This is a genomic window from Tardiphaga sp. (genome assembly GCF_041424195.1).
GTDB lineage: Bacteria > Pseudomonadota > Alphaproteobacteria > Rhizobiales > Xanthobacteraceae > Tardiphaga.
On the sequence record NZ_JBGMOE010000161.1, the window covers coordinates 231,580 to 243,609 of the forward strand.

The window sequence follows — 12,030 nt, forward strand, 5'->3', positions numbered from 1 at the left end:
CATGTTTCGTCAGCTGGGTTTGAGCGTGGTGGCGGCTGCAGCATTGCTGGCGTCTGCGCTGTCCGCGAGCGCCGACACCGATGTCAAATTCGCGCTCGACTGGAAATTCGAAGGTCCGTCCGCGCCCTATTTCGTTGCGCTCGACAAGGGCTACTACAAGGCCGAAGGCCTCAACGTGACCATCGACTCCGGTCCGGGCTCGGTCGCCGGCATCGCGCGGGTTGCGGCGGGGACCTATCCGATCGGCTTCTTCGACATCAATTCGCTGGCGCGCTTCCGCGACCAGAATCCGGACAAGGACGTCAAGGGCGTCCTCATGGTCTATGACAGGCCACCATTCTCCATCGTCAGCATTGCGAAGTCGGGCATCAATGGCCCGAAGGACCTCGAAGGCAAGATCCTCGGCGCGCCGGCGCCGGATGGCGCCTATGCGCAGTGGAAGGCGTTCGTCAAAGAGAACAAGATCGACGACAGTAAGGTGAAGATCGAGAACGTTGGCTTCCCGGTGCGTGAGCCCATGCTCGCCGACGGCAAAGTCGATGCGATCACCGGTTTCTCGTTCTCGTCCTACTTCAACCTGATGTCCAAGGGCATTGCCGAGAAGGACATCAAGGTGATGCTGATGTCCGACTACGGCATCGTGCTCTATGGCAACGCCATCATGGTGAATCCCGAATTCGCCAAGGCCAATCCGAAGGTCGTCGCCGGCTTCGTGCGCGCAACCGTCAAAGGCATCATCGACACGATCAAGGACCCCGATACGGCCATCAAATCGGTGATGAAGCGCAACGAGACCGCTGATGAGAAAATCGAACTCGCCCGTCTCAAGATGTCGCTGAAGGACAACTTCGTGACTCCGTGGGTGAAGGCCAATGGCGTCGGCGGCATCGATGAGAAGCGCATGACGGATGCCATCGATCAGATCGCCGTGACCTATGAGTTCAAGAATCCGAAACCGAAGGCGGGGGATCTGTTCACGTCGGAATATCTGCCCCCGGCCGACGCACGCAAGTTCTAAGCGCCACGACAGAAAGTCAGGTCGCCGCGCATGGAAGCGTTCGTAGATATCGACGGCGTCACGCTCAAATACCGTGGCGCCTCGGGTGACATCGTCGCGCTCCAGGATGCGACGCTCAAAGTCCAGCGCGGCGAATTCGCCGCGGTGGTCGGTCCCTCCGGCTGCGGCAAGTCCACCTTGATGCGGCTCGTCACCGGCCTGCACAAGCCGACGGCCGGCACCATCGCCATCGACGGCAAGGAAGTGAAAGGTCCGGTCAAGATGGCCGGCATGGCGTTCCAGAACGCCAATATGCTGCCGTGGCGCAAGGTGATCGACAACGTCCTGCTGCCGCTGGAAATCGTCGAGCCGCATCGCTCGCAGTTCCGTTCGAAGAAGGCCGAGTTTCGCGCCAAGGCCGAGCAGCTGCTGGCCACGGTCGGTCTCGCCGGTTTCGGCGATCGCTATCCCTGGGAATTGTCCGGCGGCATGCAGCAACGCGTGTCGCTATGTCGTTCGCTGATCCACGAGCCGGCGCTTCTAATGCTCGATGAACCTTTCGCCGCCCTCGACGCGTTCACGCGGGAGGAACTGTGGTGCGTGCTGCGCGATCTCTGGCAGCGGCTCGGCTTCACCGTGATTCTGGTGACGCACGATCTGCGCGAGGCAGCGTTCCTCGCCGACAATATCTACGTCATGAGCGCGCGCCCCGGTCACATCGTCCAGATCAAACCGGTGGATTTCCCGCGTCCCCGCGATCTGCAGGTTACCTACGAGAAGGAGTTCGGCGACATCGTGATGGAGCTGCGCATGAAGATCGCACAGGTGCGCCAGTCATGAATCCGCGCACCCTCGAAAAGCTCTCGCCCTGGCTCTTCACCATTGCCATCTTCCTAGTCTGGGAGCTGGCCTGCATCGTCTTCAAGGTCAACACGTCGGTGCTGCAGCCGCCATCGGCCGCCTTTGCGGCGATGTTCAAACTCTGGCGCGTGTTTCTCTATCATTCCTGGGTCACGCTCTGGGTGACCATGGTCGGATTTGCCCTGGCCGTGGGCTTCGGCATCATTCTCGGCCTCGTGGTGGGCTGGTCGCGGGCGATCTATCGCGGGCTCTATCCGGTGATGATCGGCTTCAACACGATCCCGAAGGTCGCCATTGTGCCGCTGCTGATCCTGTGGTTCGGCATCGGCGAAGTGCCGGCGATCGTCACGGCCTTCCTGATCTCGTTCTTCCCCATCGTGGTCAATATCGCCACCGGTCTGGCGACCACCGAGCCGGAACTCGAGGACGTGTTGCGGGCGCTCGGTGCGGGCAAACTGGACATCATGCTCAAGGTCGGCATTCCGCGTGCACTGCCATATTTCTTCGGCTCGCTGAAGATCGCCATCACGCTGGCTTTCGTCGGCACCGTGGTGTCGGAGACGCTCGGCGCCAATGCGGGGCTCGGCTACCTGATCGCGCTGGAGGGGGCCAGCTTCCGCATGGCGAATGTCTATGCCGCCTTGCTGCTGCTCGCCTTCGAAGGCGTGCTCATGTATGCGGTGTTCGCGGGGATCGAGCAGCATTTCACCAAATGGGCGTTCCGGTCACAGATGAGTGCAGCCGGCTAAGGCTGCAGAACCCGGCCGGGACGGGTTCCTGCCCGCAGTGGTTGGTGAGACACCGCCCTTGCGCTAGACTGCAAGGAGTCGGGCAGGCGCTGTGAAGACAGAACACCAGAATTCACTGAGAACGCTGCAATGGATGATGGCTGCATCGCTGGCCCTTCCGCTTGCACTGTTTCTGTTTGCGGCGGCGACGTCGTGGGTGTCGACGCGCGAGATCGCCGACCGCGAGATCGAGCGCGCGCTCGATGTGGCGCATGAACACGCGTTGAAAGTGTTCGAGACCATCGATCGCAGCCTGTCGGAAATGAACGAGATCGTGCGTGGCAGATCAGATGATGAGCTGCGTGCACAATCGGGTCAGATGGCCGGACGGCTGAAACAGCTGACAGACGCGCTGCCGCAGTTGAAATCGGTCTGGGTATTCGACAACAAGGGCCGCGCACTGATCAACAGCCTGAACCTCGCGCTGCCCAATCTCGATTTCTCGGACCGCGACTACTACAGTGCGCATATCGCCGGCGATGCCGGCACTTTCATCGGTCGATCATTGCTGCCACGGCCGCCCTACCAGGGCGCGCCGTTCTTTGGCGTCAGCCGCAGGCGGGTCTCCGCGGATGGCAGTTTCACCGGCGTGGTGCAGGCCTCGGTCTTTCCGGAATATTTCGATCGCTTCTACGCCCGCATAGGCCGCGACGCCGGCAGCTTCTTTGCGCTCGGTCTCACCGACGGCTCTATCCTGGCGCGCTATCCGCAGCTCGATCGTGCCGCGCGTCTCGACCCGACAGATCCAGTAGGGCTTGCACTTGCGGCCCATCCGGCAGGGAATTTGATCACCATCGTCTCGCCCGGTGACAATGTCGAGCGCCGTATCGGCTATCAACGGCTCGCTGGCTATCCGATCTATGTCGCGGCAGGTCTTGAAACCTCAGCGATCCGTGCGCGCTGGCTGCGCACGATCAGCTATCATCTGGTCTTCGGCGTTCCTGCGACAGCATTGCTGTTCCTGTTGCTGGTATTCGCGATCCGTCGCACCCGCCGGCTCAATTTCGAAGCGATGAAGCGGCGTGAGGCTGAAGAAGCGCTGAAACATGGCCAGCGGTTGGAAGCGCTCGGGCAGTTGACCGGCGGCGTCGCGCATGACTTCAACAATCTGCTCACCGTGATCCGTTCGTCGGTCGATTTGCTGCAACGGCCCGATCTCTCGCCGGATCGTCGTGCACGCTACGTTGCAGCGATTTCCGAAACTGTGAATCGCGCCGCCAAGCTGACCGCGCAATTGCTGGCTTTTGCGCGGCGCCAGACGCTGAAGCCTGAAGTGTTCGATGTCGGCCAATGCGTGCATTCGGTGAGTGAGATTATCGGCACGCTGACGGGCGCGCCGATCGAGATTGTGACCCACGTGCCCGATGAGGCGTTGTTCGTAGATGCCGATATCGGTCAGTTCGAAACCGCGTTGATCAACATCGCGGTTAACGCACGCGATGCCATGGCGGGCGAGGGGCGGCTGACGATCGCTGTCAGCGCGGCAGAGCAAATCCCTGTTGCGCTCGCCCTGAGGTCTGACGGCTATGTGGCGATCTCGGTATCCGACACCGGAAGCGGCATTCCCGCCGATCAGTTCGAGCGCATCTTCGAGCCATTCTATACCACCAAGGAAGTCGGGCAGGGCACAGGTCTTGGGCTGTCGCAGGTGTTTGGTTTCGCCAAACAATCCGGTGGAGAGGTTGTGGTCGCCAGCGAAGTTGGCAAGGGCAGCACTTTCACGCTCTATCTGCCGCGCGTCTCTGGCGGCCGTATCGCGCCGGCGCAGTCGGCGAGCGAAGCTCCGCTCGTCGATGGCCATGGTATGTCGGTGCTGCTGGTGGAAGACAATCGCGACGTTGGCACTTTTGCGACCGATGCGCTGAGCGAGCTTGGCTACACCACGGTGCTGCGGCGGAACGCCCAGGAAGCGCTCGCCGAACTCGCCCGTCGTGCCACGCACTATGACGTCGTGTTCTCCGATGTCGTGATGCCGGGAATGACCGGCATCGAACTGGCGCAGGAGATTCGAAAACTCTATCCGGACCTGCCGGTGGTGCTGACCTCCGGCTACAGTCATGTGCTGGCGCAGAACGGTACGTTCGGATTCGAACTGCTGCAGAAGCCCTATTCGATCGAGCAATTGTCGCGGGTGCTCACCAAGGCCGGCATCTGGCGGAAGGCCCGGCGCGAGGCCGTCTGAAACCCCGGGAACCCGAAGGAACCTTCTGATTTTCCTGGCGTTATCGCGTCATGAACAAACCTTCCGTTAACGATTCCAAGCCCGCCCCCAATCCCAACTCCGCCTCCGGCGCATCTGACGTGAAGGGGCCGATTGTCGGGGTCGTTGACGAGGCCGGTGAGCATATAGAGCCGCCGCCGCCTGAAGTCGTCGAGCCGGATCAGGACCTGACGCCGGAAGAGGCCGAGCAGGCGCGCAAGGATTATCTGCTGACGCGGTTCTGGATCAGCGCGCGTGGCTTCTGGGGTAGGTCGGGCGACAAACTCGCCTGGGCGTTTTCGATCGGGCTCGTGTTGCTGATCGTCGTCAATGTGGCGTTTCAATACGGCATCAATGTCTGGAATCGCGCGATCTTCGATGCCATCGAGAAACGCGATGCGGCCAGCGTCTTTCACCTCACCGGCGTGTTCTTCCCGCTGGCTATCGGCAGCGTGCTGCTCGGCGTCGTCCAGGTCTTTGCGCGGATGGGCATCCAGCGACGCTGGCGGGCGTGGCTGACCAGTTCCGTCGTATCACGCTGGTTGACGAACGGGCGCTACTATCAACTCAACCTCGTCGGCGGGGACCATCAGAATCCGGAATATCGCATTGCCGAGGATTTGCGCATCGCCACCGATTCGCCGGTGGATTTCGTGTCTGGCGTCATCTCGGCATTTCTGTCGGCGAGCACATTCATCGTCGTATTGTGGACGATCGGCGGTGCGCTGACGCTCTCGATGGGTGGAAGCACCGTCACCATTCCCGGCTTTCTCGTTATTGCAGCGATCGTCTATGCCGCCATCGCATCGGGCTCGATCACGGTGATCGGCCGCCGCTTCGTTGGGATCTCCGAAGACAAGAACCAGGCCGAGGCCGAGTATCGCTATGCGCTGACGCGTGTGCGCGAAAATGGTGAAAGCATCGCGTTGCTTGGCGGCGAAGAGGAAGAGCGCGATGGCATCGACAAGACCTTCGGCAATGTTCTCAAGCAATGGTCACGTCTGGCAGGGCAATATATGCGCACCACGCTGGTGTCGCAGGGGTCGAGCCTGATCGCACCGGTCGTTCCGCTGTTGTTGTCCGCACCCAAATTCCTCGATGGCAGTATGTCGCTCGGTCAGGTGATGCAGGCAGCATCCGCTTTTACCATCGTGCAGAGCGCTTTCGGCTGGCTGGTCGATAACTATCCGCGCCTCGCCGACTGGAATGCCTGCGCGCGCCGTATCGCCTCGCTGATGATGTCGCTGGACGGCCTCGAACGCGCCGAGCTCGGTGACGGTATCGGCCGTATCAAGCGTGGTGAAACGACGGATGAGACGATGCTAAGCCTGCATGATCTCTCCGTGACGCTCGACGACGGCACTGCAGTGGTCGGCGATGCCGAAGTGAAGATCGAAGCCGGCGAGCGTCTGCTTGTCGCGGGCGAGTCCGGCACCGGCAAGAGCACACTGGTGCGCGCGATTGCGGGCCTGTGGCCATGGGGCGGCGGCAGCGTCAATTTCCATCCGGACCGGCGGCTGTTCATGCTGCCGCAGAAGCCCTATGTGCCGTCAGGCACCTTGCGGCGTGCAGCGGCCTATCCCGCGGCGGCGGAGGACTGGACCGTCGAGCAGATCGGCGAGGCCCTCGACAAGGTCGGGCTCGGCCATCTCAAGGAGAAGATCGAGGAGGACGCGCCGTGGGACCAGACACTGTCCGGCGGCGAGAAGCAGCGCCTCGCTTTCGCGCGGCTGTTTCTGCACCGCCCTGATATAATCGTGCTGGACGAAGCGACCTCGGCGCTGGACGCGAAGAGCCAGGACAAGATGATGGAGCTGCTCACCAAGGAGCTGCCCAACGCCACGGTGGTATCTGTCGCGCACCGGGTCGAGCTTGAAGCCTTCCACAGCCGCAAGATCGTTCTGGAGCGCCGCAAGGGGGGTGCCAAGCTGGTCAGCGATATCGATCTCATCCCGCGCAACGGCAAGCGTCGCCTGCTCGGCCGTTTTCTACGCCATCGCAAGTCGGTCAAGAGCGCGGCGTGATCTGTGCTTGGAGCTAGAAGAAGTTGATCTTCAGCGCCGGGGACAGGAATATCGCGATATTCGTGAAAAGCCCACCCGAATAGGCGGCAGAGCGCAGCGATGATTTATCCGCGATGTACAGCAGAGCATGCGCAATCCGAAACGCGAGATAGAGCGCGGCCAGCGCGCTTACAGTCGTCGCCGATGCGCCGAAGTTCAGCGCTGCAATGACCGAGACGGCGTAGAATGGGAAGCTCTCGAAGGCATTCTGATGCGCGGCATAGGCGCGACGTTTGGCGCCTGAAAGGTTCTCTGCGCTATCGCGTGGGGCGCTGTTGTCGCGCGACCCCGCTTTGGCATAGGCAATAATGATCAGCGGCAGCAGTGCAGCAATCAGAATGCTCCAATAGGCGAACGGCATCGAAATCCCCCAGATGAAATAGTATGGCCAAACTGCGTCTTGATGGGCGGTTCCTGTTCCGCTGTCAAACTCGACTGGCGAGCGACGTCCTGCTCTCTCGGAACATCGCGCACGCTGTGCCGTTGTCTTCGGTGTTGAACCAACGCCGTTAAAGGCAATGGCACGGTCTCATGCGAGTCCTGCCGATGCGGTGGGGCCAAATGCCCTGATTGCGAAGAGGGCTGTGATGCCAATATCGATGATAAGTTCACCCGGCATCGATCCCCTCGAGGATCCGCCGATCAAGCCCGGTCAACCCACGGAGCCGCCGCAGGAGAGCCCGCCGGGCAATCCGCGGCCTGAGGTGCCGCCACCGGTGCATGACCCGGATGAACCGTCGCGACCGGACGAACTGCCGGGCGATAGGCCCGATGAAGTGCCGTTGCCGAACCCTGATATCAATCCGGGTCAACAGCCACCTGCAATGATGCAGCGGCAGTGATGTAGCGAACTACAGATCGATGGGCTGAACGCGAAATGAACAAAGCGCGTTTGGGCCATTGTTGTGTCGAAAATAAAAACGAATTTGCATTTGCCTGTCGCCACATTCCGGCCCAATGCATATCAGTTGATCAATGTGCCGATTTGCTCGGCCGACAAAAATCAGTTTGTTGAAGATCCTTATCGGGGGCCCAAGGTCTATCATGACAAAACTTCGTCTCGTATTGCTGGCCACGACAACGCTCGGCGTTGCGCATATCGCAGCGAGTGCTGCTTATGCGTCGAGTGTCGATGCGCCGATCGTGGTCGCGCAGGCCGCACCTGCTGCGCCTGAAGGTGAGCCCAAGGGAGAACCCAAGGCTCCCCCGAAGGCGCCGCCCAAGGCTCCCCCTGCGGCTGCTCCGCCCGCTGCCGCGCCGCCGGCCGCACGCCCCGCTGCACCGCCACCAGCCGCTCCCCCTGCTGCGCATCCCGCGCCTCCGGCACCTCCTGCTGCGCCGCCGCCTGCGGCTGCACCTCCGCGCCCGGCACCGCCGCCACCCCCACCACCTGCGGCCGCTCCGCCGCCGCGCCCAACTCCGCCACCGGCTCCCGTCGCCCCTCCGGCCCCGCGCGCCGCACCGCCTGCACCCACCGTTGCGCCTGTGGCTCCATCAGCGCCGACGCCGCCCGCTGCGCGTCCCGAACGTCGCGAGCCCGGCGAAGGACGCCCTGAGCGCCGCGAACCCGGCGCAACGCCGCCGGCCGGCGCACGTCCCACGCCGCCCGCACCACCCCCGGGCGCAGCACCAGCGACACCGCCCGCAGCGACGACACCGCCCGCCGCGCGGCCAGCGCCTGCCACTGCGCCAACACCGGCTCCAACGCCTGCCACGCCACCCGCAGCGGCAACGCCACCTGCGGCATCCCCGCCTGCAGCGACGCCTCCTGCTGCAGCACCCGCGCCTTCGGCTGCTCCGGCCGCGCCTGGCACACCGCCTGCGGCAGGTACGCCTCCGTCAGGTCGCCCCGGTGGCCCTGATAGACGTGGTCCTGACGGACGTGGTCCCGACGGACGTGGCCCGGATGGTCGTCGTGGTCCTCCCGGCGGCCCGGGCGCAGGCGCGCCCGGTGCACCCGGCACGCCGCCCAACGCGGCCGCCCCCGGTGGCGCGCCGAACGCTGCGGCGCCCGCCGCTGCCCCGCCCACGAGCACTGCTGCGCCTGTCGTGGTCGCGCCCGGTGGCGGCAACATCAAGGTCGTGCAGCCGCCTGCACCAACTGTGACGGCTCCGATCCCTCAGGCGCCGCCGCCGGCGGCAGCGCTGACGCCGATCGCACCGGGCGCCGCCCCGCAGGGGCCGCGCAATATCGGCGATTTCCGCGGTCAGCGCAGCGAGCGCCAGGAAGGCGGTCGCACGATCATCACCGAGCCCGGCCGCATCATCGTGCAGGATCCGAGCGGCCAGTCGTTCATCCGCCACAACGAGGTCGATCGTTTTCGTTATGGCGCGCGTGACATCCGGACCGACCGGGTCGGCGGCGAGGATCGGACCATCGTGATCCGTCCCGACGGTTCGCAGATCATCACGGTGGTCGGCCGTGATGGCCAGCTGCTGCGCCGTATCCGCAGGGATCGCGAGGGACGCGAGATCATCATCATCGATAACTCGTTCCGCGGTCCACGTGGCCCGGGCGGTCCGGGTGGTCTCGGCTTCTATGTCGATCTGCCGCCGCCGATGATCCGGATTCCGCAGAACCGCTATATCGTCGATTACGATCAGGCCTCGCCCGATCTCGTCTACGATACGCTGATCGCGCCTCCGGTGGATCGCATCGAGCGCCGCTATACGCTCGATGAAATCCGCTACAGCCCGATGGTGCGCCAGCGCATGCCGTCGATCGATCTGGACTCGATCAACTTCGAGACCGGCTCGTGGGAGATCCCGCCGGACCAGGCCTCCAAGCTGCAGGTGATCGCGGATGGTCTGAACCGGGCGATCTCGCGCAATCCGCGTGCGGTGTTCCTGATCGAGGGGCACACCGATGCGGTCGGCTCGGACGTCGACAATCTGTCGCTGTCGGATCGCCGCGCGCAGTCGGCGGCTGAATTGCTCACCCAGCAGTTCCAGGTGCCGGCGGAAAACCTGACGTCGCAGGGCTATGGCGAGCAGTATCTGAAGATCCAGACCGACGGTCCGGAGCGTCAGAACCGCCGCGTCACGATCCGCAACATCACGCCGCTGTTGAACGGCGGTCAGGCTTCGCTGCCCCCGCCGCCTCCGGGCACGGCGCCGCCGCGTCGCTGAGGCAAGTTGAAATGAAAATGGCCGGGAGCAATCCCGGCCATTTTTTTGTTTTGATCGTACGCCGTCGTTGTCATTTCCCTGCCCGGTGCGCGGGCTGGGGGAGGGAGGGAGCTCACCGCTCCTTCGTCGCCAGTCCCAGCGCATCCACCATCACGCGAAACACTTCCGTATTGTCCATCGCGCCGTGCACGCGGTCGCTGCCGGGGCCGGCGGCGGTGAGGATCACGTCCTCGCCGGAATGCACGCTGGCGCCCATCATTGCCGGCAGGTTGCCGAGCCGCAGCATGCTGCCGGGTGCATTCTTGTATTTCTCGTTGGCCTTGAAGGTGCCAGGCTCGTCGCCCTTCTCGGTCGGATCGTTCGGGTTGTCGAGCTTCGGCCGCAGTGTCTCATAGTGATCAGGCAGGCTGGCCGACAGGATCGCAAGGCGTCGGCTGACATCGACGCGCGATGGATAACCATCTGCATCCGGCGCGGGATAGTTCGGGAAGCCGGCTTTGTCATAGACGCCGAGGCGCTCGCGCAGCGGCAGGTTCGGCTCCTTGCTCATGTCGTCATTGACGGTGCCGACGAGGCTGTTCGGATGGCTATGGTCGGACACGACGAGAATGAGCGTGTCGTCGCCGCGCTTTGCGGCCCATTCCTTGGCGAGCTTCACCGCATTGTCGAGCATGATCACGTCATAGACGGCGCGGTCCATGTCGAGCAGATGGGCATATTTGTCGATCATGCCGGACTCGACCATCAGCACGAAACCCTTGTCATTGCGCGACAGCACGTTGAGCGCGGCCTGTACCTGTTCGGTGAGGTCTGGCTGCTCCGGATATTTCTTGACGCCGCCGCCCTTGAGGAACTTGCGGTCGAGCACACCGTCCATGTTGCCCGGCGTGAACAGACCGAGCAATTTTGTCGTGTCGGATTTATCGGCCGCCGCCTTGAGTTCGCCGGCTGTCTTCACGAACGGATAGCCGGCTTCCTTGAACTTGGCGATGTAGTCGACATCGTCGCGCCGCTTCGAGGTCTCCGCCGCCTGCGGCAGGAAGTTCGCTGCGCCGCCGCCGAGGATCACGTCCGGCTTCGCCGCGAACATCTGCGCGACGATCTCGTCATAGGCCGCGCGGCGGCGCGTATGCGCGACCATTGATGCCGGCGTCGCGTCCTCGATCTCGGTATTGGTAACGATGCCGACCGCAAGATCGAGCTTGCGCTTCACGAGGCTCGTGATGGTCTCGACGCGGGGGTCGTCGAACACATTCGCTGTACGGTCGGCATAAACGCCGAGCGCATTGGTCGCGCTTTTATGGCCGGTCGTATAGGCGCTGGCTGAATTCGCGGAGTCGGTGATGATGGAGTCCGAACCTGCCGTTGCCACCATCGCCATATGCGGCATGTCATCCATGGCGAGCTTGCCGCGGCTCTTGCCTTCGGCAATGCCCTTCGAAAGAATTCTGGCGCCGACGCGATGCGCCAGCGACATGCCGTCGCCGATGAACAGGATCACGTTCTTCGCCTTGCGCGGGCCGGTATCGTAGACGTTCCACGTCACCGCCCGGCTGCGTACGCCGTCGCTGACCTCGATCTTGTAGGCACCCGGCTTGTCGAGCGTCACGTCGCGTAGCAGCAAAGCGGACTGATCCTTGCCGTCTTCTTTCGCGATGTAGTCCGCGGATTTGCCGAAGGCCGCGGTCTGGTCCGCGCCGTTGATCGTCACTTTGACGTCGGCGGCCTGAACGAGTTCGGGAAACTCGACCTTGAAGTCGAATTTCGAGCCCGCGAGGATATCAGCGCGGTCGAGCGGATAGATCGTCTGCGCGCAAAGCGGCGCGCTCATGAAAAAGGCCGCGAGTGCGGCCAGTGAAACGGTCTTCGATGCGTTATTCAAGGAAGTGCTCCCGCAAAATGGGTGGCAGGCGATATCCTTGTATTTACGACAGCCGGATGTCGCTTCGATGACGTCCGGCTGTCGATCGTAGAGCGGATTAGGGTAGCGTC

General features: G+C 63.0%; 10 protein-coding genes. 7 read left to right on the forward strand and 3 right to left on the reverse strand.

Translation table 11 applies throughout. From position 1 onward, the window contains the following. The first annotated feature begins 1 nt into the window (after position 1). The 5 genes from ACEK02_RS21545 to ACEK02_RS21565 all read left to right on the forward strand — a co-directional run bounded on the left by ACEK02_RS21545 (position 2) and on the right by ACEK02_RS21565 (position 6,870). Positions 2-1,018, forward strand: coding sequence for an ABC transporter substrate-binding protein (locus tag ACEK02_RS21545; RefSeq protein WP_371423583.1), 1,017 nt, complete (start codon positions 2-4; stop codon positions 1,016-1,018). Between the two features lie 30 nt (positions 1,019-1,048). Beyond that, positions 1,049-1,837, forward strand: a complete 789-nt coding sequence (locus ACEK02_RS21550; RefSeq protein WP_371423584.1) for an ABC transporter ATP-binding protein — start codon at positions 1,049-1,051, stop codon at positions 1,835-1,837. Continuing rightward, positions 1,834-2,607 carry an ABC transporter permease gene (locus tag ACEK02_RS21555; RefSeq protein WP_093757930.1) on the forward strand — a complete coding sequence of 258 codons (774 nt, stop codon included), beginning with the start codon at positions 1,834-1,836 and terminating at the stop codon, positions 2,605-2,607. The genes ACEK02_RS21550 and ACEK02_RS21555 overlap by 4 nt, the downstream gene beginning before the upstream one ends. A 91-nt stretch (positions 2,608-2,698) precedes the next feature. Then, on the forward strand, positions 2,699-4,828 hold the full coding sequence (locus ACEK02_RS21560) for an ATP-binding protein (RefSeq protein ID WP_371423585.1): 2,130 nt from the start codon (positions 2,699-2,701) through the stop codon (positions 4,826-4,828). Between the two features lie 50 nt (positions 4,829-4,878). Beyond that, complete coding sequence (locus tag ACEK02_RS21565; protein WP_371423586.1) at positions 4,879-6,870, forward strand: ABC transporter ATP-binding protein/permease; 1,992 nt, start codon at positions 4,879-4,881, stop codon at positions 6,868-6,870. 13 nt (positions 6,871-6,883) lie between these two features. Here the strand turns inward: ACEK02_RS21565 and ACEK02_RS21570 are convergent, their stop codons facing one another. Then, the gene (locus ACEK02_RS21570) at positions 6,884-7,270 is read right to left on the reverse strand and encodes an MAPEG family protein (RefSeq protein WP_371423587.1); all 387 of its coding nucleotides are present in this window, start codon (positions 7,268-7,270) and stop codon (positions 6,884-6,886) included. Positions 7,271-7,496: 226 nt separating this feature from the next. On the opposite strand from ACEK02_RS21570, the gene ACEK02_RS21575 reads away from it, so the two are divergent. Then, complete coding sequence (locus ACEK02_RS21575; protein WP_371423588.1) at positions 7,497-7,751, forward strand: hypothetical protein; 255 nt, start codon at positions 7,497-7,499, stop codon at positions 7,749-7,751. A 200-nt stretch (positions 7,752-7,951) separates the two neighbouring features. Here ACEK02_RS21575 and ACEK02_RS21580 read toward each other — a convergent pair whose 3' ends face one another. Continuing rightward, on the reverse strand, positions 7,952-8,866 hold the full coding sequence (locus ACEK02_RS21580) for a hypothetical protein (protein WP_371423589.1): 915 nt from the start codon (positions 8,864-8,866) through the stop codon (positions 7,952-7,954). Between the two features lie 92 nt (positions 8,867-8,958). Here ACEK02_RS21580 and ACEK02_RS21585 point away from each other — a divergent pair, with 92 nt between their 5' ends. Further along, positions 8,959-10,038 (forward strand): OmpA family protein, encoded by a 1,080-nt coding sequence (locus ACEK02_RS21585; protein WP_371423590.1) that lies wholly within the window; start codon positions 8,959-8,961, stop codon positions 10,036-10,038. 112 nt (positions 10,039-10,150) lie between these two features. Here ACEK02_RS21585 and ACEK02_RS21590 read toward each other — a convergent pair whose 3' ends face one another. Then, complete coding sequence (locus tag ACEK02_RS21590; protein ID WP_371423618.1) at positions 10,151-11,869, reverse strand: alkaline phosphatase; 1,719 nt, start codon at positions 11,867-11,869, stop codon at positions 10,151-10,153. Between the last annotated feature and the right edge of the window lie 161 nt (positions 11,870-12,030).